The organism is Kribbella albertanoniae, assembly GCF_004348455.1.
Lineage (GTDB): Bacteria > Actinomycetota > Actinomycetes > Propionibacteriales > Kribbellaceae > Kribbella > Kribbella albertanoniae.
In genome coordinates, this window is sequence record NZ_SMKA01000154.1 from 1 (window position 1) to 21,580 (window position 21,580).

Annotated in this window: 24 protein-coding genes and 1 tRNA gene; 8 read left to right on the forward strand and 17 right to left on the reverse strand. The window is 67.7% G+C overall.

Features of this window, described 5'->3' with window-relative positions; translation table 11 throughout:
• From E1261_RS27415 to E1261_RS27425, 3 genes are all read right to left on the reverse strand, one after another.
• Nucleotides 1-421: hypothetical protein (locus tag E1261_RS27415; protein ID WP_202875069.1), on the reverse strand; the 421-nt coding region annotated here is incomplete at its 3' end.
• Complete coding sequence (locus E1261_RS27420) at nucleotides 418-1,041, reverse strand: 2'-5' RNA ligase family protein (protein WP_132411443.1); 624 nt, start codon at nucleotides 1,039-1,041, stop codon at nucleotides 418-420. The genes E1261_RS27420 and E1261_RS27415, both read right to left, overlap by 4 nt.
• A gap of 4 nt (nucleotides 1,042-1,045) precedes the next feature.
• Nucleotides 1,046-2,389 carry an NsdA family TPR-like regulatory protein gene (locus E1261_RS27425; protein ID WP_132411445.1) on the reverse strand — a complete coding sequence of 448 codons (1,344 nt, stop codon included), beginning with the start codon at nucleotides 2,387-2,389 and terminating at the stop codon, nucleotides 1,046-1,048.
• A 252-nt stretch (nucleotides 2,390-2,641) separates the two neighbouring features.
• On the opposite strand from E1261_RS27425, the gene E1261_RS27430 reads away from it, so the two are divergent.
• On the forward strand, nucleotides 2,642-3,145 hold the full coding sequence (locus E1261_RS27430) for a hypothetical protein (protein WP_132411447.1): 504 nt from the start codon (nucleotides 2,642-2,644) through the stop codon (nucleotides 3,143-3,145).
• A gap of 8 nt (nucleotides 3,146-3,153) precedes the next feature.
• Here the strand turns inward: E1261_RS27430 and E1261_RS27435 are convergent, their stop codons facing one another.
• The 4 genes from E1261_RS27435 to E1261_RS27450 form a co-directional block, all read right to left on the reverse strand.
• A complete protein-coding gene (locus tag E1261_RS27435) occupies nucleotides 3,154-4,524 on the reverse strand; it encodes a TrpB-like pyridoxal phosphate-dependent enzyme (protein ID WP_132411449.1) in 1,371 nt (456 codons plus the stop codon).
• Nucleotides 4,525-4,586: 62 nt separating this feature from the next.
• A complete protein-coding gene (locus E1261_RS27440; RefSeq protein WP_132411451.1) occupies nucleotides 4,587-5,156 on the reverse strand; it encodes a histidine phosphatase family protein in 570 nt (189 codons plus the stop codon).
• Nucleotides 5,156-6,193 (reverse strand): adenosine deaminase, encoded by a 1,038-nt coding sequence (locus tag E1261_RS27445; RefSeq protein WP_132411453.1) that lies wholly within the window; start codon nucleotides 6,191-6,193, stop codon nucleotides 5,156-5,158. Before E1261_RS27445 ends, E1261_RS27440 begins: the two co-directional genes overlap by 1 nt.
• Nucleotides 6,194-6,257: 64 nt before the next feature.
• Nucleotides 6,258-7,451: a pyridoxal phosphate-dependent aminotransferase gene (locus tag E1261_RS27450; protein ID WP_132411455.1), complete on the reverse strand. Its 1,194-nt coding sequence runs from the start codon at nucleotides 7,449-7,451 to the stop codon at nucleotides 6,258-6,260.
• Nucleotides 7,452-7,751: 300 nt separating this feature from the next.
• Here E1261_RS27450 and E1261_RS27455 point away from each other — a divergent pair.
• The 5 genes from E1261_RS27455 to rplA all read left to right on the forward strand — a co-directional run bounded on the left by E1261_RS27455 (nucleotide 7,752) and on the right by rplA (nucleotide 10,595).
• Nucleotides 7,752-7,824: transfer RNA gene (locus tag E1261_RS27455), tRNA-Trp, on the forward strand.
• A 55-nt stretch (nucleotides 7,825-7,879) separates the two neighbouring features.
• Complete coding sequence (secE, locus tag E1261_RS27460) at nucleotides 7,880-8,122, forward strand: preprotein translocase subunit SecE (RefSeq protein WP_132175403.1); 243 nt, start codon at nucleotides 7,880-7,882, stop codon at nucleotides 8,120-8,122.
• Between the two features lie 77 nt (nucleotides 8,123-8,199).
• The gene (gene nusG, locus E1261_RS27465; protein WP_132411457.1) at nucleotides 8,200-9,345 is read left to right on the forward strand and encodes a transcription termination/antitermination protein NusG; all 1,146 of its coding nucleotides are present in this window, start codon (nucleotides 8,200-8,202) and stop codon (nucleotides 9,343-9,345) included.
• Nucleotides 9,346-9,357: 12 nt separating this feature from the next.
• Nucleotides 9,358-9,789 (forward strand): 50S ribosomal protein L11, encoded by a 432-nt coding sequence (gene rplK, locus E1261_RS27470; protein ID WP_132411459.1) that lies wholly within the window; start codon nucleotides 9,358-9,360, stop codon nucleotides 9,787-9,789.
• Nucleotides 9,790-9,872: 83 nt separating this feature from the next.
• Nucleotides 9,873-10,595: a 50S ribosomal protein L1 gene (gene rplA / locus E1261_RS27475; RefSeq protein WP_132411461.1), complete on the forward strand. Its 723-nt coding sequence runs from the start codon at nucleotides 9,873-9,875 to the stop codon at nucleotides 10,593-10,595.
• Nucleotides 10,596-10,683: 88 nt separating this feature from the next.
• On the opposite strand, the gene E1261_RS27480 is transcribed toward rplA, so the two are convergent.
• From E1261_RS27480 to E1261_RS46920, 5 genes are all read right to left on the reverse strand, one after another.
• Nucleotides 10,684-11,718, reverse strand: a complete 1,035-nt coding sequence (locus E1261_RS27480) for an alpha-hydroxy acid oxidase (RefSeq protein WP_132411463.1) — start codon at nucleotides 11,716-11,718, stop codon at nucleotides 10,684-10,686.
• 80 nt (nucleotides 11,719-11,798) lie between these two features.
• Entirely contained in the window at nucleotides 11,799-12,107 is a 309-nt protein-coding gene (locus E1261_RS27485; RefSeq protein ID WP_132411465.1) for an AzlD domain-containing protein, read from the reverse strand.
• The gene (locus tag E1261_RS27490; protein ID WP_132411467.1) at nucleotides 12,104-12,811 is read right to left on the reverse strand and encodes an AzlC family ABC transporter permease; all 708 of its coding nucleotides are present in this window, start codon (nucleotides 12,809-12,811) and stop codon (nucleotides 12,104-12,106) included. The genes E1261_RS27485 and E1261_RS27490 overlap by 4 nt, the downstream gene beginning before the upstream one ends.
• Nucleotides 12,808-13,341, reverse strand: a complete 534-nt coding sequence (locus E1261_RS27495) for a CGNR zinc finger domain-containing protein (RefSeq protein WP_132411469.1) — start codon at nucleotides 13,339-13,341, stop codon at nucleotides 12,808-12,810. Before E1261_RS27495 ends, E1261_RS27490 begins: the two co-directional genes overlap by 4 nt.
• Nucleotides 13,342-13,775: 434 nt before the next feature.
• Nucleotides 13,776-14,009, reverse strand: a complete 234-nt coding sequence (locus E1261_RS46920) for a hypothetical protein (RefSeq protein WP_132411471.1) — start codon at nucleotides 14,007-14,009, stop codon at nucleotides 13,776-13,778.
• A 329-nt stretch (nucleotides 14,010-14,338) separates the two neighbouring features.
• On the opposite strand from E1261_RS46920, the gene E1261_RS27505 reads away from it, so the two are divergent.
• The gene (locus tag E1261_RS27505; protein WP_132411473.1) at nucleotides 14,339-15,133 is read left to right on the forward strand and encodes a hypothetical protein; all 795 of its coding nucleotides are present in this window, start codon (nucleotides 14,339-14,341) and stop codon (nucleotides 15,131-15,133) included.
• Nucleotide 15,134: 1 nt separating this feature from the next.
• On the opposite strand, the gene E1261_RS27510 is transcribed toward E1261_RS27505, so the two are convergent.
• The 4 genes from E1261_RS27510 to rarD form a co-directional block, all read right to left on the reverse strand.
• Nucleotides 15,135-15,602, reverse strand: coding sequence for a cupin domain-containing protein (locus E1261_RS27510; RefSeq protein WP_132411475.1), 468 nt, complete (start codon nucleotides 15,600-15,602; stop codon nucleotides 15,135-15,137).
• 51 nt (nucleotides 15,603-15,653) lie between these two features.
• A complete protein-coding gene (locus E1261_RS27515; protein ID WP_132411477.1) occupies nucleotides 15,654-16,136 on the reverse strand; it encodes an RrF2 family transcriptional regulator in 483 nt (160 codons plus the stop codon).
• A 38-nt stretch (nucleotides 16,137-16,174) separates the two neighbouring features.
• Nucleotides 16,175-18,241, reverse strand: a complete 2,067-nt coding sequence (locus E1261_RS27520; RefSeq protein ID WP_132411479.1) for a PhoX family protein — start codon at nucleotides 18,239-18,241, stop codon at nucleotides 16,175-16,177.
• Between the two features lie 96 nt (nucleotides 18,242-18,337).
• Nucleotides 18,338-19,255 (reverse strand): EamA family transporter RarD, encoded by a 918-nt coding sequence (gene rarD, locus E1261_RS27525; protein WP_132411481.1) that lies wholly within the window; start codon nucleotides 19,253-19,255, stop codon nucleotides 18,338-18,340.
• Between the two features lie 131 nt (nucleotides 19,256-19,386).
• Here rarD and E1261_RS27530 point away from each other — a divergent pair, with 131 nt between their 5' ends.
• Nucleotides 19,387-20,139: a sugar phosphate isomerase/epimerase family protein gene (locus E1261_RS27530; RefSeq protein ID WP_132411483.1), complete on the forward strand. Its 753-nt coding sequence runs from the start codon at nucleotides 19,387-19,389 to the stop codon at nucleotides 20,137-20,139.
• Here the strand turns inward: E1261_RS27530 and E1261_RS27535 are convergent.
• The coding region (locus E1261_RS27535; protein ID WP_238176459.1) for a hypothetical protein at nucleotides 20,136-21,580 on the reverse strand (1,445 nt) is incomplete at its 5' end. The two genes, E1261_RS27530 and E1261_RS27535, sit on opposite strands and share 4 nt — an antisense overlap.

Genomic DNA, 21,580 nt, shown 5'->3' on the forward strand with positions numbered 1-21,580 from the left:
AGGCGGCGGCTTGGGCTTCTGGGGTGTAGATGAGGGTGTCGGCGTCGGCCGGTGTTGTGGTCCAGAAGGCGGCTGCGTGCTCGCCGGTGAGGGCGTATTTGAGAGGGCTGTCGGCGATGCGGTCGAAGAAGTTGTTGGGGGCCTTCCAACGGGAGAGCTGGCTCGTTGTAGGCAAGGGGGTGCTGGCGGCCCAGCGGCTGAGCAGGAGGGACCAGTCCGGTACGCCGATGATGCCGCCGCGGCGACGGTCGACCAGGGACTGGGACTGCAGGTCGTCGACGACTCGGCGTACCTCGGACGCCGGGGCCTGGCTGAGTTCGACCAGGTCGTGGGTGGTCCAGATGGAGCGGTAGTCCAGGAGGGCGCGGATGACCCGGGCTGCGCTTTCTTCGGCTGATATTGCCGGAAGGGCGTCGGTCATGCGGGCCGGCCGAGGGTGATGGTGATGTACGGCGTCCACTGGTAGCAGAGGTGGTCGCGGTTCAGGTCGATCAAGGTGACCTCGTTGATGTAGAGCTCGGTGGACTTGTCGCCGAACTCGGCGAGGCGCTTCCGGAGCGGATCTGCCGGTGCCGACTGGTTCCAGTAGCCCAACGAGATGTGCGGATCGAGGTCGGGGAAGGCGGGGAATGAGTCCTCGCCCCAGACCTCCTTGATCGCGTCGCGGAGCACGACCCAGAGTCTGCGGACTTCGTTCGCGGGGCGGACCGGTAGCTGGAGGCTCTCGAGCTCGACGACCGCTGGTCCGACGGTCACGCTGAACGGGTCCACTGACTCGAGCCGGCGGCGAGTGGCGTCGATGATCAGTGCCAACTCCGCAGGGCTGACCTTGTCGGCGAAGCCGACGCCTTGCACTGTCAGGTGCAGCCATTGGCGGGGAACGGGCGTGAGCTCGGGGAGCGAGGACAGGAGGGGGTCGTAGCTGCTGCGGAGTGCCGCGAGTGCTGACGAGTAGCGGAATGTGATGTGCCAGGTGTAGAAGGATCGTCCCTGTCGCCAGCCCGGACGCCAGTACCAGTGATCGCGGACGTCGTCGATCATGGGGCTAGGACTCCTTCGCGGTGAGAGATGGCGGTCGGTAGGCTGCTCGCCGGCCAGGCAGGTCGGGGCGATAGATGAAGTCCCGGATGCGCTCGCGGAGCTGTCGCCCTCTTGCTACGCGGGTGAACGGCGCGGTCAGGGCGGCGACCTCACCCATCCGGTGGATCAACGGCCGGACCCGATACTCCAAGGCCGTCTCGAGGACGGGCTCGATCGCGGTGATGGCACCGTCGAGCTCCCCGAGGGTCAGATGTGCGATCACCTGCTGGAGCCTGACCATGCGTTCGGAACCTGGGTTGCGCAGGACGTGCGGTCTGGATTCGAAGCGCGCCACCGAACGGTCGGCGTGGACCAGCGTTTCGTGAGCATCACCCAGCGCCAGTTGGGCGTTCGCCCACAATCCTTCGGCGCGTTCGGGGGTGCACAGCAACGGTCCGCCGAGCTCAGGAACCGACGGCAGTTCCGGAACCTCCTGGGCAGCGGCCAGCGCCGCGCGGGCCTCGCTGAGCTGTCCGGAGCGCGCGAGGTCGACCGCCAGGGCACTGGACAAGAACAGGCGGGACGTCCCCGCGGCGTACCGCAGGCCGTCCTGGGCATGGTCGGCGGCCCGGACGAACTCGTCCTGCCAGAACGCGGCCGTGTGCTGGGTGGCGCGGATCCAGCCGCGGAGCTCGTTGTGGTCCGCAGCCTCGGCACAGGCCCAGGCTGTCCTGGCGTGGCTCTCGGCCACTTCGGGGCGGCCGAGGTCGACCGACATCCAGGCCAGCAGGGTGATCGCCCAGCCGGCGGCGGCGTACAGGTCGCGGGACTGCTTCGGTGACTGCCGTCCGGCGAGCAGGACGAAGGCCCGGTCGCGGACTGCCCGGCTGCGTTCGAACAAGGGCTTCGTGGGGGTGTGCAGGTAGAGCTGGGAGATTCGCTCGATGTCCGCGTGGAGCTGCTCGACCGTGAGCTCGCCGACGTTCGACTCCTCGGCGAAGGTCAGGAGCGCGATCGACTCGTCGCCGGCACGCCCGACCTCCTCGTCGAGGCCGAGGGTCGACGGTGGCTCCAGTTCCGGCTCGGTCGACGGTGTGCCGGGCGGCGGGACGAAACCCAGTTCGTTGTCGGTGGCAACGTTCAGGATGTAGCGCAGGCCGGATCGGTAGGCGGCGCCGGGCCAGCGGACCGCGCCCCGCTCGAGCTTCGCGATGTAGTGGCCGTCGAGTTCGTAGCGGACCTCGGTCGTCTCCCAGAGCCACGCGCAGACGGCGTCCGCGAGCTCGACGCGGGACATACGTTCGCCGGGTGCGCGCCGAGAGGGGGTGCGCTCTCGTGCGCTGCGCAACAAGTCATTGGCGGCTGGCATGGCGGTAACTGTAGGTGTGCGAACACCCTCCGCAATGACGGAAAGTGCGGCTGCGGGCGATCTGCCCCTGGATGCCCCGGAATGCCCCACGATGCCCCGATTTTCATCGATAGAAATACGGTCGTGGCCGAAAAATGCGACGTTCTTCAGGGGATTGGGGCACTTCGGGGCAGCTGGGTCGGTCGCTGAGCGTGAACAGTCGGGGCATCCCGGGGCAGATCAGGGATTCCCTTCGTGAATTAGGGTCGTGGGGTGGCTGAAGAAGCTGTGACGACGTTGCGTGCTGGGTTGGGGCGGTTCGAGCGGGGTGAGGAAGCGTTCGCCTTGCTGGAGGTGTTCTTGGAGGTGGCGGGGCCCTGGATGGGGCCGGTGGTGCTTGACCCGGTGGGGTTGCGGTTGCCGGACGAGATGACGGATGACCGGGCCCTGGTGCAGGGGCTGATCGAGGCGATCGAGGCGGAGCCGCCGGTGTCGGGGATCTTCCGGTCGGCGGAGCGTGAGTACGACATGACGGATCCGCAGGCGCGGTGGGACTACGTGCGGCTGGCGCACTGCTCGAAGCTGGCGACGGTGTGGGGCGAGGGGCGCCGTACGACGTACTTCGAGGCGGCGGAGGCGGTCACCGCGACCTACTGGTTGCCGGAGAGTCTGAAGGTGGCGTTCTTCGATGCGATCCAGGCCAAGGGCTGGGCGGTGCCTGCCGATTGGTTGGCGGCGGTCGGCAAGCAGCCCAAGCCCTGGTGGCGGCGCGGCTAAGTGGGCCGCTAGCTGATCGCCGGGAGGCGGGTGAGGGCTTGGGCGATGGCGGCCTGGAGGTCGGCGTCGTCCCAGTTGCGATCGGTCATGGAGCCGCTGAGGTAGGCGTCGTACGCCGCGAGGTCGAGGTGACCGTGGCCGCAGAGGGCGGTGAGGATGACCTTCTCCTCGCCGGACTCCTTGCAGAGCAGGGCTTCCTCGATGGCGGCAGCGAGCGCGTGGGTGGGCTCGGGGGCCGGCACGATGCCCTCGGTGCGGGCGAACTGGAGACCGGCCGCGAAGCACTCCGACTGCGGTTTGGCGACGGCTTCGATCTCGCCGGTCTCGTAGAGGTGACTGATGATCGGGCTCATCCCGTGGTACCGCAGGCCGCCGGCGTGGATCGGGTCCGGGACGAAGTCGTGGCCGAGGGTGTGCATCTTCATCAGCGGGGTCAGGCCGATCGTGTCACCGAAGTCGTAGGCGTAGGTGCCCTGGGTGAGTGACGGGCACGCGGCCGGCTCGACCGCGCGGACTACCGGTGCCATCCGGCCGGCCCACTTCTCCCGCAGGAACGGGAAGGCGAGACCGCCGAAGTTCGATCCGCCGCCGGTGCAGCCGACCAGCAGATCCGGTGTCTCGCCGACCATCGCGAGCTGGATCAGCGCTTCCTCACCAATGATCGTCTGGTGCAGCAGCACGTGGTTGAGCACCGAGCCGAGCGCGTAGTGGATGTCCGGCGACTGGACCGCCGCCTCGACCGCTTCGCTGATCGCGATCCCGAGTGAGCCGGTGGAGGACGGATCTCCGGCCAGGATCTTCCGCCCGGCCTCGGTCAGGTCGGACGGGCTCGGGTGCACGGTCGCGCCGAAGACCTCCATCATCGTCCGCCGGTACGGCTTCTGGTCGTACGACGCACGCACCTGCCAGACCTCGCACTCGAGCCCGAACTGCGCGCAGGCGAAGGCCAATGCCGTCCCCCACTGCCCCGCACCGGTCTCGGTGGTGAGCTTCCGGACGCCCGACTTGGCGTTGTAGTACGCCTGCGGGACTGCCGTGTTCGGCTTGTGCGACCCGGCCGGTGAGACCCCCTCGTACTTGTAGTAGATCCGGGCCGGCGTATCGAGCGCCTTCTCCAATCGATGCGCCCGATACAGCGGACTCGGCCGCCACAACCGGTACACATCGAGGACCTCGCCGGGGATGTCGACGTACTGCTCCTGGGACACCTCTTGCAGGATCAGGTCCATCGGGAACAACGGCGCCAGATCCTCCGGCCCCACCGGCTGCCCTGTCCCCGGACGCAGCACCGCGGGCGGCGGTGTCGGCAGGTCGTGCAGCACGTTGTACCACCGGGTCGGCAGCTCGTCCTCGGGTAACAAGATCTTGGTAGCCGTCATGCCGCAATTTTGTCCGCCCCCGACACCCCTCACAATGCCCTGAACCCGAACCCACGAAGCATTTATCCGGCACTCTTCAAGCAGTCGATCCAGCCGTCGCCAACCCGGAAGACCACGTCCGACGGATGATCCCGCCGCATCGCCGCATCCACATCGAGCCCCGCCAACCGCCGTACCAGCAGTCGCCCCACCATCTCGTGCGACACGATCAGGGCACGCCGTACCTCAATGCTCGCCAGCACCTGCGCGATCCGTACGTCGGCATCCGCGTAGCTCTCGCCGCCGGGAAACCGATAGGTGTACTTCGACAGTGCCCGCGCCTCACGTTCACCCGGCCAGCCGGCGTCGATCTCGGTCGAGGTGAGGCCGGACCAATCACCGTGGTCGAGCTCGGCGAGGTCCGGCAGCACTTGTACGGCGAGGCCGAGGGTGGCGCCGATGATGTGAGCGGTTCGCTGGGCGCGGCCGAGAGGACTGCTGTGGATGGCGTCGATGTGCTCGGCCCGCAACAACTCGGCGTTGCGCTGGGCTTGGCTGACGCCGAGTGGGCTGAGTGGTGAGTCCAACCGGCCCTGGCGACGGCCGGCGAGGTTCCACTCGGTCTGGCCGTGGCGGGCCAGATAGGTCGGCATTAGTACGACGCGACTGTGGCGGGGGTGGTGAGCCAGTCGTCGATGTCGGACAGGAGTGACTTCTGGACGTCGGGGGGCGCGGTGGCGGCGAGGATGGACGAGCGGGCCAGGTCGGCCAGTTCTTCGTCGGTGAAGGCGTGGACGCTGCGGGCGGTTTCGTACTGCTCGGCCAGGCGTGAGCCGAACAGCAGCGGGTCGTCGGCGCCGAGGGCGATGCGGGCGCCGGCTTCGTACAGGCGGCGGAGAGGGACGTCTTCGGCGTGGCGGTAGACGCCCAGCGAGACGTTGGAGGCCGGGCACACCTCCAGTGCTACCTGGGCGTCCACAACGCGCTTGAGCAGCTCTGGGTCCTCGACAGAGCGGACGCCGTGGCCGATGCGGCCGGCACCGAGCTCGTCGAGGCAGGTGCGGACGGTCGCGGGGCCGCAGAGCTCACCACCGTGCGGTGCGGCGAGCAGACCGGCGTTGCGGGCGATACGGAAGGCCGGTGCGAACTCTGACGTCGTACCGCGGCGTTCGTCGTTCGACAGGCCGAAGCCGACCACGCCACGGCCGACGTACTGCGCGGCGAGGCGGGCCAGGATGCGGGCGTCGAGGGGGTGCCGGGTGCGGTTGGCGGCGATGATCACCTGGACGGCGATACCGGTGGAGGCCGCAGCGTCACGGGCCGCGTCCAGCACCAGGTCGGTGAACTCGGTGATGCCGTGGAAGCGGTTCGCATACCCGGACGGGTCGACCTGGATCTCCAGCCACCGGGAGCCGTCGGCACGGTCGTCCTCGGCCGCCTCCCGGACGAGACGCCGTACATCGTCCTCCGTGCGCAGCACCGAACGCGCGATGTCGTACAGCCGCTGGAAGCGGAACCAGCCCCGCTCGTCGGCCGCGGACAGATCCGGCGGCCATTCGGTGCGTAGTGCGTCGGGCAGCCGGACCCCGTGTTTGTCCGCGAGCTCGACCAGCGTCAGATGCCGCATCGAGCCGGAGAAGTGGAGATGCAGATGCGCCTTCGGCAGCACCCGCAGGTCACGCTGCGTCATTACCGAAGGTTACAGAGTCCCTACCCGCCCGGTGAAATCCAGGCGGGTAGGGATCCCGGGCGAATCAGCTCAGCAGCTTGGCGATCCGGCCGATGCCCTCGGTCAGGTCCTCGTCGCTGAGCGCATACGACAGCCGCAGGTACCCCGGCGCACCGAAGGCCTCACCCGGTACGACGGCCACCTCCGCCTCGTCCAGGATGATCCCGGCCAGCTCTGCGGACGTGGTCGCCGTACGGCCGTGGATGTCCTTGCCGAGCAGGCCCTTCACCGACGGGTACGCGTAGAAGGCACCGGTCGGCGTCGGGCACTCCACACCGGGGATCTCGTTCAGCAGCCGCACCATGGTCCGGCGACGGCGGTCGAAGGCGACCTTCATCTCCTCGACCGCGCTCAGGTCGTTGGTGAGTGCGGCGATCGCGGCCCGCTGGGCGATGTTGCCGACATTCGACGTCTGGTGCGACTGGAGGTTGGTGGCGGCCTTGATGACGTCCTTCGGGCCGATCATCCAGCCGACCCGCCAGCCGGTCATCGCGTACGTCTTGGCGACGCCGTTCAGTACGACGGTCCGGTCCGCCAGCTCCGGCACGACCACGGGGATCGACGTCGACTGGACGCCGTCGTACGTCAGGTGCTCGTAGATCTCGTCGGTGATCACCCAGATGTCGTGCTCGAGCGCCCAGCGGCCGATCGCCTCGATCGACTCGCGGCTGTCGACCGCACCGGTCGGGTTGGACGGTGAGCAGAACAGCAGGGCCTTGGTCTTGTCGGTCCGAGCGGCCTCCAGCTGCTCGACGGTGACCAGGTAGTCCTGTGACTCGTCCGCGAGCACCTCCACTGGCACTCCACCGGCCAGGAGGATCGCCTCCGGGTAGGTCGTCCAGTACGGCGCCGGCAGCAGCACCTCGTCACCCGGGTCGAGCAGGGTCGCGAAAGTGTTGTAGACCGCGTGCTTGCCGCCGTTGGTGACCAGGACCTGGGCAGCCTCGATCTCGTACCCGGAGTCGCGCTTGGTCTTCTCGACGATCGCCTGCTTCAGCTCCGGCAGACCGCCGGCCGGGCTGTAGCGGTGGTTCTTCGGGTCCCGGGCGGCCTCGACAGCCGCCTCGACGATGTAGTCCGGCGTCGGGAAGTCCGGCTCGCCCGCGCCGAAGCCGATGACGGGCCGGCCGGCGGCCTTGAGCGCCTTGGCCTTGCTGTCGACCGCCAGGGTTGCCGATTCGCTGATGGCGCCGATCCGCGCCGAGATCCTGGAACTCATACCGCCATCCTGGCAGCACTGTCCGGGAGGGTGCCCGGCAATATCGGGACCCGGACCGGTGTGATCCGGGGAACACGCAGGGGGTGCGGTCCGTTGTGTCCGAGTGCAGGCTGTATGGTTCTGGTCGCGGTACGGCGCCCGGTTCGGGGGCTGTGTGGGTCAGGAGCAGGCAGGACGACGCCGACAGGCCGAGTTCGACCAGGTGGCTCCGAACCCGTACACTCTTCTAGTCCGGGCGTTGATGGCCCTGACTCGGCATGCCCGAGTTCAGGTCCTGTGCGGCGTCCGGATGGATTGCAGAGGGCACTAGCTCAACTGGCAGAGCATCGGTCTCCAAAACCGAAGGTTGGGGGTTCAAGTCCCTCGTGCCCTGCACATCCTGACCGGCGCAGGGCCGGTCAGGCCGCCGCTAGCGAAAGAGGTAGGTCGTGACGGAGACGCGCACCCCGGCACCGTCCGGCGCCGGTAAGCCTGCGGAAGGCAAGCAAGGCAGAGGCCTGCTGCGTTTCTACCGCCAGGTGGTCGCCGAGCTCCGCAAGGTCGTCTGGCCCACCCGCAAGCAGTTGTCCACCTACTTCGTGGTGGTGCTGACCTTCGTGGTGTTCGTCATCGCGATCGTCTCGGTCCTCGACCTCGCCTTCGGCTGGGCAGTACTCAAGATCTTCGGCTGAGGCCGGACACCGCCCACGCAGGCCGGGGAGCGGGGCACCGCCCCACCCCCGACGCCAGATCCAGAACCGATCCACAGATGACGGAGTACGACGTGTCAGAGCGCGACGACGAGGTCCTTGAGCTCAAGGACGAGTTCGACGTATCCGACTCCGACGACGACCTGGATCTCGACTTCGACGAGACCACTGTCGTCGAGGACGACGACCTGTTCGCCGACGACGGTGACGACCCCTTCGCGGGCCTCGACGACGAGGACTCCGACGACGAGACCGACGAGGTCGTGGTCGAGGAGCCGGAGTACTCCGCCGACGACGAGGCCGAGGAAGGCCCCGCCGAGACCGACGACTCCGACGACGAGCCGGTCGTGGTGGTCGCCGCCGCGGACGACGCCGAAGCGGCCGAGGTCGTGACCCAGGCCGATGTCGACGACGCTGCCGAGGAGCTGGCCGACGAGACCGCGGAGACCGCGGCCGACGACAGCACCGAGGCCGAGCCGGCTGTCGACGCGGTGGTCTTCTCCAGCGCGGACGACGACGGCGCCGACGACGCGGCCCTGGCGGTCGCCGCCGCGGCTGCGGAGGCCGACGAGGACGAGGAGCCGGGCGACCCGCTCGAGGAGCTGCGCAGCCGGCTCCGCTCGCAGATCGGCGACTGGTACGTCGTACACACGTATTCAGGGATGGAGAACCGGGTCAAGGGCAACCTCGAGAACCGGATCAACTCCCTGAACATGGAGGACTTCATCTTCGAGATCGTCGTGCCGACCGAAGAGGTCGCCGAGATCAAGAACGGTCAGCGCAAGATGGTCAAGCGCACCGTCCTCCCTGGTTATGTCCTGGTCCGGATGGATCTGACCGACGAGTCCTGGTCGACCGTGCGGCACACGCCGTCGGTCACCGGTTTCGTCGGCAACAGCCAGAAGCCGGTCCCGCTCAGCCTCGAAGAGGTCGAGAAGATGCTCGCTCCGGCCGTCGTTGCGGCGGCCGAGGCGGCGGCAGCCGAAGCAGGTGCCGCACCCGCCAAGACGGCGGCCAAGAAGAAGGTCGAGGTGGCCGACTTCGGGGTCGGCGACTCGGTCATGGTGGTGGACGGGCCGTTCGCGACCCTGCACGCCACGATCACGGAGATCAATGCCGACGCACAGCGGATCAAGGCGCTGGTGGAGATCTTCGGCCGGGAGACCCCGGTGGAACTCAGCTTCAACCAGATCCAGAAAGTCTAAGGACCCGACAGAATGCCTCCCAAGAAGAAGATCGCTGCCCTGGTCAAGGTGCAGCTCCAGGCCGGCGCAGCGACGCCCGCCCCGCCGGTTGGTACGGCGCTCGGCCCGCACGGTGTCAACATCATGGAGTTCTGCAAGGCGTACAACGCCCAGACGGAATCCATGCGTGGCAACGTGGTCCCGGTCGAGATCACCATCTACGAAGACCGTTCCTTCACGTTCGTCACCAAGACGCCGCCGGCGCCCGAGATGATCAAGAAGGCCGCCGGTCTGCAGAAGGGCTCGGCCGTCCCGCACAAGGACAAGGTCGGCAAGATCACCAAGGACCAGGTCCGCGAGATCGCCACCACCAAGATGCCGGACCTGAACGCCCGTGACATCGACGCCGCGATGAAGATCATCGAGGGCACCGCCCGTTCCATGGGTGTGACCGTCGAGGCCTGAGCGCCGCGGCAGCACCAGCACCACGAGTAGTTGTGGCAGGGCGTAGCGCCGCCCGGAGACCACACCCCAGAGAGGAAACAGCAATGGCACTGCGCAGCAAGGCATACCGCGCGATCGCGGACAAGATCGACTTCGATCACCTGTACTCCCCGCTCGAGGCGATCCGGCTGGCCAAGGAGTCCGCCGGGACGAAGAAGTTCAACTCGACCGTGGACGTCGCGATGCGCCTCGGGGTCGACCCCCGTAAGGCCGACCAGATGGTGCGCGGCACCGTCAACCTTCCGCACGGTACCGGCAAGACGGCACGGGTCCTCGTCTTCGCCACCGGTGACAAGGCCGAGGCCGCGAAGGCCGCCGGCGCCGACTTCGTCGGTGACGACGACCTGATCAAGAAGGTGACCGACGGCTGGCTGGACTTCGACGCCGTCGTCGCCACCCCTGACCTGATGGGCAAGGTCGGCCGCCTCGGTCGCGTCCTCGGCCCGCGTGGCCTGATGCCGAACCCGAAGACCGGCACGGTCACCCCGGACGTCACCAAGGCCGTCACGGACATCAAGGGCGGCAAGATCGAGTTCCGGGTCGACCGGCACGCGAACCTGCACTTCATCATCGGCAAGGCGTCGTTCGACGAGGCCCAGCTGGTGGAGAACTACAGCGCCGCGCTCGAGGAGATCCTGCGACTGAAGCCGGCCAGCTCCAAGGGCCGCTACATCCGCAAGGCGGTGTTCTCGACGACCATGGGCCCCGGTGTCCCGGTCGACCCGAGCGCCACCCGCAACCTCCTCGGCCAGGACGCGGACGCCTGATCCGCACCTAGCTCGACACAGCAAGGCCCCGGGATTTCTCCCGGGGCCTTTGTTGTTCCTGGCAAGCCTGTACGACGGGCTTCGGAGTTCAGGCCCGTACGACGAGGTCCGGGGTGAGGTCGGTCAGCCGGGGGACGCCGACGAGCTGGAGGGTGTGTTCGAGCTCTTCGGCGAGTTCGCTGAGGAGCCGGGTTACGCCGTACTGGCCGTCGACGGTGAGGGCCCAGAGGGCTGGGCGGCCGACGAAAACGGCGCGGGCTCCGAGCGCCAGGGCGGCGAGGACGTGCTCACCGCGCCGGATGCCACCGTCGACGTACAGCTCGGTGGTGGTACCGGCCAGGGCCTCTGCGACCTCGGGGAGGGCCTGGGCGGTGGGGATCGAGCCGTCGAGCTGGCGACCGCCGTGGTTGGAGACGATGATGCCGGCGGCACCTGCGTCGGAGATGCGTTTGGCGTCGTCGCCGCGCAGGACGCCTTTCACGACGACTGGGAGTCCGGTGCGCTCGGCCAGCCAGCCGATCACGTCCGGGGTCAGGTCGTCCGCCTTGTCGAGGTCCTCGTCGGTCCAGTTGCCCTCGGGGACGTTGATCCGCAGCTGCCCCGGCTGGACGTACGACCACACCACCGGACCGTCGTCCTCCTTGCGTCCGACCACCGGGGTGTCGACCGTGAGGACGATCGCCTTTGCGCCACCGGCAACAGCCGCGTCGAGCATCTGCTCGGTGATGCTGCGGTTCCGCACGATGTAGATCTGCAGCCACCACGGGACACCGGTCGCACCGAGGTCGGCGAACCGGGTCCCGGCGTTGCTGGAGACACCAAGCAGCGACCCGGCGTCGCGGACACCGTTCGCCATCGCGATCTCCCCGTCCGGATCCGCCAGCCGCTGCAGCGTTGACGGCGCGACGAGCACTGGCGACGAGACCGGCGTACCGAGCACTGTCGTGCCAAGCTCGATCGACGACACGTCCTGCAGAACCCGCGGCCGAAACCGGTACGACGACCAGGCGGCAACCGCCTCCCCGACGCTGATCCCCCCGGCGGAACCCTGTCGGTAGTAACGATGCACGGCCTCCGGCAACTTCTCCGCGGCCGTCCCCTCCAACGCATCAATCCATCGCATGCGGCCCATCGTCGCACCCGGTCCGCAGGAACGACACCCGGATCTGGTTGCTGATTCGCTCGCGCAGCCAGTGGGTGCTGTCAGCGCAGGCTGAGGCGAATCAGCGCGGTGACGACGATGCCGCCGGCGACGGCCAGCAACATCGGCACCTTCGCCAAGCACAGTCCACCGGCGGCCCCGACGCCGACCAGCTTCGTCCAGTCGAGCGCCTGCCAGTGCTCGCCGCCCAGCTCCGTGACGATCAGACCAGCCAGCAGAACCGGTGCGGTGAGCGCCGTCAGCCTGAGCACCGGCGGTGGGAGTTTGCGGCCGCCGATGACCAGCGGGGCGCTTGCCTTCAGCAGCCAGTTGATCACGGTCACGACTGCTGCGGACAACCAGAGCCTCATGCTTGTTCGGCCTCCTTCTCAGGAAGAATGCCGAGCAGGGCCGCGGCGATGGCGCCCAGCAAGGCGTAGCTCGGAGTGGTGACGAAGAGCAGCGCGGCGGCGACCGAGGCACCCAGCAGACCGGCTGCCAGGGCTCGCTTCGATCGGCGCAACTCGTCGAGCGCGAGGATCAGGAAGAAGGCCGGGAAGGCCACATCGAGACCCAGCCGCTGCATCAGGTCCGGAGAGGGCGCCGTCAGTGCGCCGACCGCGGTCCCGGCGGCCCAGAGCACCCACTGCGGAATGCTCGCGCCAACGAGTCGAACGATGTCGTAGCCACCTTTGGTGTTGTGGGCAACGACAAACGACGCGTCGCAGAGCGCCTGCACCTGGAGCGCGCGGGAGAGCCGACTGCCGTGCAGGCTGTCGTTGAGGGCGAGGCTCATCATCAGATAGCGAGCGTTGATCAGGACTGCCGACGTCACCGCGACAACTGCCGAGCCACCGGCGATCGACGTCAGCAACGCGAACTGCGCCGATCCGGACCAGGCGAACATCGAGAACAGCACCGGCAGCCCGAAACCCCAGTCCCGTGCCACGGCCTCGGCTCCGAAGCTCAACGCCAGCACGAAGGCGGCAGCGCCAGGCCCGATGCCCAGTCGCATGCCCTCGAAGAACTCCTGCCGCCGATCGAGCAGCGCGGCCACTGCCGCATGGCTCCTCATACTTCCCGCCCAGCGCGAACTCGCTCGTAGTGCCGCTTCGCCCGCGCGCGATTCCCGCAGTCGCCAGAGCTGCACCACCGTCGAGACCCGTTCTTACTGCGGTCCAGGAAGAGCCATCCACAGCCATCGTCCTGGCACTCCCGCAGCCTGCTCAGATCCTCCCGCTCCAGCAGCCGCCCAGCCGCGAGCACCAACTCGTCCACGAGACTGGCGCCGACCCAGTCCAACGGTCGCAGTCCCGCTGGCTTCGCACGCCCCAGGGCACTTGCCAGCAAGCTCTGCAGTTCCCGCAGATCCCCAGGTCCGGTCCCGCGCGCAATGGGTAACACAACGTCGTAGACGACCGCACGCACAGCGGCCACCCCGTCGGGCTCGCCATCTCCGCTGAGCCCCACCGCCGCACACCACGTCGCCAGCGCCTCCGGGCTGGCGATCCGGTCGACGGTCCGCGACGGCTCCAGCCGCCAGGAAACGGTATTCAGCAGGTCCAGAGCGACATGACCGCCGATCAGTTCCGGCTGATAGAGCATCGACATCACCTCTACCTAACAATCTAAAGAGCTTTTGACTGTTAGGCAAGGGAAGTGTGTCACGGAGTTGTCCCTGTTGCCGCGGGTGCTGCTGTGTTGTCCCCAAGGCCGGTTAGTTCAAGGCTCTCGACGTGGGCGGGTACGACGTTGTGCACGGGTCAACCAGGTGCGCTCTCCGAATGTGGTTGATGGCTGCTCAAGGTGAGCTGGTCGGGCGACTTACCTGCACGGTTCGATCGTTTCGGCGGGTGTCAGATGGTTGGTGGATGCTCAAGGTGACTCCCGGCCCGTGCTCTCGGGCTCCCGGGGATGTTTGGCGCGTTAGATGTGAAAAAATCGGCGTATAGGCCCGAAAAATCACCGTCTAACGCGAGACCTTGAGCATCGCGCACCTCAGCCACAGCCTGTCAGCCCCAGGCGACGTGAAGCCGCGGTCACCGAACCTCGCCATCCAGCCCAGCCACCTGCTCGATCGGCCCACCGCCGGGGTGAGCATCGCGATGTCCCCGGCCGCCGGCCCCCAGGCGTTTGTGCGCGACCGGGTCGGTCAGCGGCCCGGTCGCGTCCAGGAACTCGATCACCGAGCCCGGCCGGCCGTGTGTCAGCAGCAGCTGCAGCGCATTCGGCCTGTGGTTGTGTAGGCCGCCGTTGGCGGACGAGTGGGGCACAGGTCCGAAAGGACTCGGACAGGGACGTTGCGCTGTGGCTTGTCGCCGCTCCCGGCCGACTCGAAAGAAGGGTCGCTGGTCGCGGCGGTGGTTGGGGTGGATAGCGAGGCCGGTGACCGCGGCTGGACGTCGCCTGAGCTTCCGGGCTGTGCCTGGGGCTGTGGTTGCGGCCCGGGAAACGAGGGGATCTCCCCTCAAGGTGCTGGTTCTCCCCTCAAAAATTGACCGGAGAAGGGTGTAGTTCGACGGATATCCCCTCAAATTGCCTGGCGGGGTGAGGGGTGGAGGCTGGTCGGCCGGGTGACTCTTTTCGGATCTAGCCTGGGGGGATGGCGTTCGGGTTTCGTAAGAGTGAGCCGGAGTTCAGCAACGATCCGGCGGTGACACTGCCGATCTATCTGAAGTTCGTGCAGAAGCACCTCGCGCGGGGTGGGAAGGTCGACTACTCGGCCTCGAAGTTCGCGAGCGCGGAGCTGGAATACCAGCGGGGTGGGTCGATCCGGGTCGACGAGACCCGGCGTACCGTGCTCGCCGGTAAGGGTACGAAGATCGAGCGGCCCGACCTCGGCAACATTCCCTATCAGCCTGGCGGGTACGACGACGACGAGCCGAGGCCGCGGCAGCCGAACACCACCGTGTACCAGATGGACGGCTACAAGACCGTGGGCGGTGAGTTGCCGACCGTCTATGCCGACGTCGAGTTCGACGCGATCCTCAACGGGCAGCACGAGCAGGAGCGGCGCGACGAGCTCTGGCAGTACGTGGCCGACGGGTACGGCGATCTGGTCCCGTCACGCCTCGGCGGCACCGGTCCGGACACTTACGCCCTGCCCCAGAACGACCCCCACGCCGCTCAGGCGCCGCCGACCGCCGAGCAGCTCAAGCAGGACGAGATCGTGCTGGCTGCCTTGTCGGAGGCGGCGGAGGTCAAGGGCGAGGTGACCTTGCCGTCCGGCCGGACGGTGGACCCGGACGCCATGCGCGCGTTCCAGACCGCCTTCGGCGACTCCGGCGCTCCTGTCTCGCCCACTGCCGGCACGGCTGATCAGCAGGCCGCGCCTACCGCGTCCGCTGCCCAGCAGAAGTCCACCGGCAAGCCGGGCCGCGGCCTCGAGCAGAGCTGAGTCAGCGGCCGGCCCAGGTCGGGCTCTCCGCGTAGTGGTTGTCGTAGAGGTCGCTGGTGGCGGCGACCTCTGACCAGTCGGCGTCACCGCGGTAGGCCTGCTCCAGCAGGCGGTAGTACCCGAAGCGCGGTTTCGCGTGGGTGAGGACGAACAGCACCTCGGCGTCCGACGTACCGGCGGCTTCGAAGGCATGCGTCGTGCTCGGCGGTACGACGAGGAAGTCGCCGCGGTCGAGGACGAGCAGCTCGTCGTCGAGCAGCACCCGCAGCTGCCCGCCGATCACGAAGAACAGCTCGGACGCCTCGTGGTGCTGGTGTGGGGGAGCGCCTTCCTTGCCGGGCTGGAAGATCGAGCGGTGGCTGGTCAGCTGACCACCGGTCTCCGGTACGTCGGTCAGCAGCGTCACGCCGCTCGCGGACAGCACCTCCCCGTCGGCCGCGCGGACGAGAACAGGCTTGGTGAACGTCATAACGAACTCCTCAGATTGTGGATGTCAAATATCCAGAATTAAGACAAAACCTCAGACCGTGAGGTTGGCGAAGTGCGAGCGGGTGTTGTCCGGCGCATCCGGATGCTCCGCCAGCACCTGCTCGGCGATGTCGGCGATCGTCTGGGCGGCCAGCTCGCGCCGGTAGGTGAGCTCGGCCGCGCGCATCGCCCGCGAGATCTGGCAGGTCTTCACGTAGTCGGCCTTCGGGTTCGCACCTGGCCCGGCCTTCAGGATCTCCGTGCAGCGGAAGGCGTCATCGGCGCCGTCGATCGCCACCACGATGTCGAGCAGGCTGATCTTCCGCGGATCCCGGGCCAGCTGGAACCCACCCTTGGGGCCGGAGATCGAGGAGACGATCCCGGCCCTCGCGAGCGCCTGCAACTGCTTGTTCAGGTACGCCGTGGGCAGGTTGTAGAAGGCGGCGAGTCGCTTGGCGGTGACCGCCTCGCCGGGCAGCCAGCTGAGGTTCACGCAGCTGTGCATCGCCCACTCGACGCCCTCGTTCATCTTCATAACCTGGATACTAGATGTCCAGGTTAGCTGAGGTCAAGCTACGACCCGACGCGGCCGCCGTCGCGGCGCCAGACGCAGGCGATCGCGGGGCGCGGGAACTTGTCGGTGTGCGGCCAGGTGGAGGTGGGCTTCTCGAAGGTCGCGTCGTCGGTCTCGCCCGGGTGCTGGACGGCGACGAAGACGGTCTTGTCGTCCTCGGAGATGAGCGGTCCGCAGGCCTCGGCGGCGAACGGGACGGAGAGGAACTGCTTGACCTGACCGCGGTTCGGGCCGGCCACCGGGACGGTGAAGATACCGTCGTTGGAGCCGAGCACGTTGCCGTCGGTGGAGATCCACAGGTTGCCGGAGCCGTCGAAGGAGACGTTGTCCGGGCAGGAGATCGGGCTCACCTTGGACTTGTCGTAGCCACCGAAGTACGTCTCCTGCGAGGTCGGGTCGCCGCAGACCAGGAACAGGGTCCAGTTGAAGCCGGTCTTGGCCGCGTCGTCGCCCTCCTCGGTGAGCTCGAGGATGTACCCGTTGCGGTTACCGGCCTTCTCGATCAGCGGGCCGTCGAGCTTCTCCCGGACGAACGACTTGGCCAGCGGGTTCGCCTCGTCGACGGCGAACTTGCCGCCGCGGTCGGAGTTGTTCGTCATCGCGGCGTAGATCCGGCCGGTCACCGGGTTGCGCTCGATGTCCTCCGGCCGGTCCATCCGGGTCGCGGACACCTTGTCGGCGGCGGACCGGACGTTGATCAGGACGTCGGCGACGCTCATCCCGTCGATGAACGACTTCTTGTCCGTGGTCAGCGGGATCCATTGACCGGTGCCGTCGAACAGGCCGTCCGCGGTCCCGTCACCGGTGAACTTGGCGACGTACAGCGTGCCCTCGTCCAGCAGACCGAAGTTGTTCTTGCGGTTGTCCGGGTCGTACTTACCGGTCGACACGAACTTGTAGACGTACTCGCCGCGCTCGTCGTCACCCAGGTACGCCGCGATCCGGCCGTCGGCGGTGATCGTGATGGTCGCACCCTCGTGCTTCATCCGGCCGAGCATCGTGCGCTTCTTCGGCGTCGACTTCGGGTCGTACGGGTCGACCTCGACGATCCAGCCCGCCCGGAACGCCTCGGTCGGCGTCTTCGACAGGTCCCACCGCGGGTCGACGAGGCTCCACTGGCGGGCCGACTTGGTCACCGTCGTCGGGACGCCGTACCGCTTGAAGCTGTCGACGTACTCGGCCGGCACGGTGCCGCTGACGTCGAAGTACCCGTTGAAGTTCTCCTCGCCGGACAGGATGGTCCCCCACGGGGTGACGCCGCCTGCGCAGTTACCAAAGGTGCCGTAGGCAACCTTTCCGACGCGCGGGTCGGCGGCGGCCGGGCCGGTCACCTCGAACTTCGTGGTCGCCGTGATCCGGCGGTTGTAGCGGGACAGGTGCTTGTCGCGGCGCCACTGACCGGTGCGGCCGACGCGCTCGATCTGGACCACCGACATGCCGTGCGCGGCCAGGCTGATCTTGGCCTGGGTGGCCAGGTCGTACTTGCCGGTCGGGAACATCAGATACTCGTCGGTGTACTCGTGGTTGCAGACCAGCAACGACTTCCGCTCGTCGCGCAGCGGCACGATCATCGTGTAGTCGTTGTTGTAGCCGAACTGCTGGGCCTGCGCCGCCGCCGACTGCCGGTTCACGTCGAACCGCGGAGCGCCGTACTCGACCGGGTCGCCCCAGGCGATGATGACGCCCTGCTCGTAGCCGCGCGGGACGACGATCGCGTCCTTACGGTTCGGCGGTACGACGGCGTGGGTCAGCTTGCCGTGACCACCTTCGAAGCCGGGGAAGTCGCCGTTCCCGCGCGGGAAGCCGCCGTACACCTGCTGGTCCGCGGTGGCCGGGATGTTGCTGGCCAGCGTCGCGATTCCGGCGGCGGCAGCACCGGCCGCACCGACCTTCAAGGCCTTGCGGCGGGTGAAGGCTGTGCGCACGACGGACTGGATGTGCTCGTTGCCGGACGTGTTCGGCTGAGCGTGGTCGCACTGGTTGGCGCACTTCAGCTCACAAGTGCGGAACGAGCGGGAACCGTGGCGGGTACCTAGCTGACTGATCAGCGGGAGAAACTTGGTCACGTCGGGACATTAGGCAGAACAAGCGGTCGCTGAGTGAAGGTCAGATGAACGCCGGACGGCTTAGGTAACCCTCAGTAGCAAAGAGCAGTCGAACACTCACACTCCGGAGGTGGCCAGCGCGGCCCGCTCGAGTGCGATCGTACGCCGCCGCTTCCGCAGCCCGTCGAAGGTGAAGATCGCCAGCGCCAGCCAGACCAGGCCGAACCCGGCCCAGCGCATCGGCGACATGTGCTCGTGGAAGAGCGTGACGCCGCAGATGAACTGCAGGATCGGGGCGACGTAGTTCAGCAGACCGAGAGTCGTCAGCGACGTCCTGGTCGCGGCTGCGCCGAAGAACAGCAGCGGTACGGCGGTCAGCGGGCCGGTCAGCAGTACCAGGATGAAGTACCCGGTCCCGCCATGCGTGACGGTTGACTGACCCTGCACACCTAGTACGACGAGCGCCGCGATCGCCAGCGGTACGACGGTGGCCGACTCGACCGCCATCCCCTCGATCGCGCCCGCGTCGGCCTTCTTCTTCACGAGCCCGTAGAAGCCCCACGAGAACGTCAGGATGATCGCGATCCACGGCGGCCGGCCGTTCTCGATCGCCAGCCCGAGGACGGCGGCGAACGCGATCGCCAGCGCGACCCACTGCGCCGGGCGCAGCCGCTCCTTCAGGACGACCACGCCGAGGAAGACCGCGAACAACGGGGTGATGAAGTACCCGAGCGAGGTCTCGACCACATGGCCGTTGATCACGCCGAAGATGTACGTGCCCCAGTTGACCGAGATCAGCAGCGCGGCGCCCATCAGGGCCCACCGCTTCCGCGGCTGCCGGAGCAACGCCTTCACCTGACCGAACTTCCGCAGTACGGCGACCAGCGCGGCGATCGTGAGCAGCGACCAGATCACCCGGTGGGCGAGGAGTTCGATCGCGCCGGACCGGTCGAGGAGCCGCCAGTACAGCGGGAACAGGCCCCACATCAGATAGGCGGTGAACCCGTAGATGAACCCTTTTCGCTGTTCCGGCACAGCTTGCACTCTAAGCGCGAGCGTCAGTTGCATCCAAGAGCTTTGCTCATGACGTGAGACGGTGACCGGGATCGCGTGGGCGGCGCTGGCCCGATGCGGTTGGATAGAGGGGTGAACCTGAGGAGGCACACGTGGGTGTGAGGACCGGACTGGTCTCGGTGACGTTCCGTCAGTTGCCGGCCGACGAGGTGGTGGAGGTCGCGGCCCAGGCAGGCCTGAAGGCGATCGAGTGGGGCGGCGACGTCCACGTTCCCCTCGGCGACCTGGTCGCCGCGCGCCGCGTGAAGAACCTGACCGAGCTGCACGGCCTCCAAACCGTCGCCTACGGCTCCTACCTCCGCGCCGGCGCCGCCGACCGCGAACAAATGCGTGCGACGGTCGCCACCGCCGAAGCCCTCGGCGCCTCCCGCATCCGCGTCTGGGCCGGAACAGTCGGTACGGCGGAAGCCGGCGTCGGCGACCGGATGGCCGTCACCCGCGGTCTGGCCGAGCTGGCGGATGTAGCTGCCAGCTCCGGAATCGAGATCGCCCTCGAGTTCCACCGCAACACGCTGACCGACGAGGTCGACTCCACCATCACGTTGCTGATGGACGTCGGCGCCCCGAACCTCACGACGTACTGGCAACCTCCCGTAGGCATGCCCGACGAAGAATGCCTCCAGCAACTAGACGCGCTGTTGCCCTGGCTGACCACAGTCCACGTCTTCTCCTGGGACCCCGACGGCACCCGCCGCCCCCTGGCCACCCGCGAGTCGTTATGGCGCCAGGTCCTGGCCAAGCTGGCGGCGGACCCCCGCGAGCTGAACGCGCTGCTGGAGTTCGTCCCCGACAACAACCCCGAGCAGCTCGTCAAAGACGCCGCCGACCTGCACGCCTGGCTCTAGGCAGGCAGATAGATCGCAATCACCAGGGTGCCGCCGGTCGGCTTGCCCTCGGTGATGACCATCCCGGCTTGTTTCGCCGGTCCGGCCGAGACGGTTTCCTTGCCGACGCCCAGATCGCCACCGCTTGCGGTGTCGACCTGCATCCCGCCGATGACGGCGGTGCCGACGCGTGCCTCTGCCCGCATGCTCCCGGTGGCGCCGAGCTGCGCTCCGCCGTATGCGACGACGAAGGCTTGGTCCGCCGGGGTATCGATCACGACCTCCTTCGCCGGACCTGGAGCCGACTTGATGGCGCCGAGCCGGTAGTCGGTGCCACCGAACTCGATCCGTTCGGCGAGTTTGACGCCTCCTACGACGCGCTGCTGACCCTCGGCGTAGATTCCGAGGCCGACGTACGCATCGCTAGGTACTGGCGGACCATCCTTGCGCGCTGACACCAGGCGGGCGACTGCTTCGACCTTCTGTCCGGCCGGAAGGGCCGGCAGCGTGGAGCTTGTGCCGAGGCCCGCATCGACCGAGTCGCCGTGACAGGTCATGGTCACCGTCGGCTTACCGCCGATGCTGATCTGGACCTGGTACGGAACGTTCGCCGGGTCGTCCGAGGCCTGGTTGGCGGTGCAGAACGGGTGAAGCACCAGAGGCGCGGTGGTTGGAGTGAAGTCGAATCGGACCTCCTTGACGCCCGAGTTGGTCACCGCCGCGCCGAGCAGGGTGTCGCCGCCGATCTGTCGCCGGTACACGATGCCGTCGGCCTGGAAGTCGTCCGGTCCCGGTGTGAGGTCGTTGGGTGCGGAGCTGCCGCCGTCGGTGCTGTAGATGCCGACCTGGATGCGCTCGACCGAGCCGCTGACCTTTCCGCTCTCTTCGTCGACGCCTTCTGCGGTGACCGTCGTGGCCTTCCCGACCGGCGACTCCAGCCAGAGCGCCGACTCGGGCAAGAAGTACTCAACCGGCCTGGTCTCGGTTTCGGTGCTGCCGTCGCGGCACGGCACGCTACCGGCGTACCAGTTGCCGATCCGGATCCGCACCTCCTTCGGCACCGCGTAGCCGACGGAGTCGCAGGAGGCGTAGATCGCGATCTTGTTCGTGGTCGGGGTCCAGGCGAACGAGATCTTGTTCTGGTTCGGGTCGCCGATCCATGCCTTGAGCAACTTGTCGCCGTTGATCATGCCGGGGACGGTCTGGCCGTCCTTGACGTAGTCCTGCGGGGTGGCGGGATCCGGCGTGGAGGTGTTCAGGACACCCGGTACGACGGCCACGGCGAGGATCGCGAGGGCCGCGACCGAGGCGAGGGCTGTCGCCGTACGGCGTTGCTTCGTGCGGCGGATCTTGTGACGGATGCCGGGCAGGAGGTCGGGCTCGCGGGTGGCGGCTTCTTCGGCTCGGGTGTTGAGCTCGGTGCGGAGGTCTTGGAGGTTCATCGGGGGGTCTCCTGGGTGGC

Coding starts and splice junctions, on each gene's coding strand:
- E1261_RS27420 (WP_132411443.1), bottom strand. CDS start 1,041: ATGATCGACGACGTCCGCGATCACTGGTACTGGCGTCCGGGCTGGCGA.
- E1261_RS27425 (WP_132411445.1), bottom strand. CDS start 2,389: ATGCCAGCCGCCAATGACTTGTTGCGCAGCGCACGAGAGCGCACCCCC.
- E1261_RS27435 (WP_132411449.1), bottom strand. CDS start 4,524: ATGACGGCTACCAAGATCTTGTTACCCGAGGACGAGCTGCCGACCCGG.
- E1261_RS27440 (WP_132411451.1), bottom strand. CDS start 5,156: ATGCCGACCTATCTGGCCCGCCACGGCCAGACCGAGTGGAACCTCGCC.
- E1261_RS27445 (WP_132411453.1), bottom strand. CDS start 6,193: ATGACGCAGCGTGACCTGCGGGTGCTGCCGAAGGCGCATCTGCATCTC.
- E1261_RS27450 (WP_132411455.1), bottom strand. CDS start 7,451: ATGAGTTCCAGGATCTCGGCGCGGATCGGCGCCATCAGCGAATCGGCA.
- nusG (WP_132411457.1), top strand. CDS start 8,200: ATGACGGAGTACGACGTGTCAGAGCGCGACGACGAGGTCCTTGAGCTC.
- rplK (WP_132411459.1), top strand. CDS start 9,358: ATGCCTCCCAAGAAGAAGATCGCTGCCCTGGTCAAGGTGCAGCTCCAG.
- rplA (WP_132411461.1), top strand. CDS start 9,873: ATGGCACTGCGCAGCAAGGCATACCGCGCGATCGCGGACAAGATCGAC.
- E1261_RS27480 (WP_132411463.1), bottom strand. CDS start 11,718: ATGCGATGGATTGATGCGTTGGAGGGGACGGCCGCGGAGAAGTTGCCG.
- E1261_RS27485 (WP_132411465.1), bottom strand. CDS start 12,107: ATGAGGCTCTGGTTGTCCGCAGCAGTCGTGACCGTGATCAACTGGCTG.
- E1261_RS27490 (WP_132411467.1), bottom strand. CDS start 12,811: ATGAGGAGCCATGCGGCAGTGGCCGCGCTGCTCGATCGGCGGCAGGAG.
- E1261_RS27495 (WP_132411469.1), bottom strand. CDS start 13,341: ATGCTCTATCAGCCGGAACTGATCGGCGGTCATGTCGCTCTGGACCTG.
- E1261_RS27505 (WP_132411473.1), top strand. CDS start 14,339: ATGGCGTTCGGGTTTCGTAAGAGTGAGCCGGAGTTCAGCAACGATCCG.
- E1261_RS27510 (WP_132411475.1), bottom strand. CDS start 15,602: ATGACGTTCACCAAGCCTGTTCTCGTCCGCGCGGCCGACGGGGAGGTG.
- E1261_RS27515 (WP_132411477.1), bottom strand. CDS start 16,136: ATGAAGATGAACGAGGGCGTCGAGTGGGCGATGCACAGCTGCGTGAAC.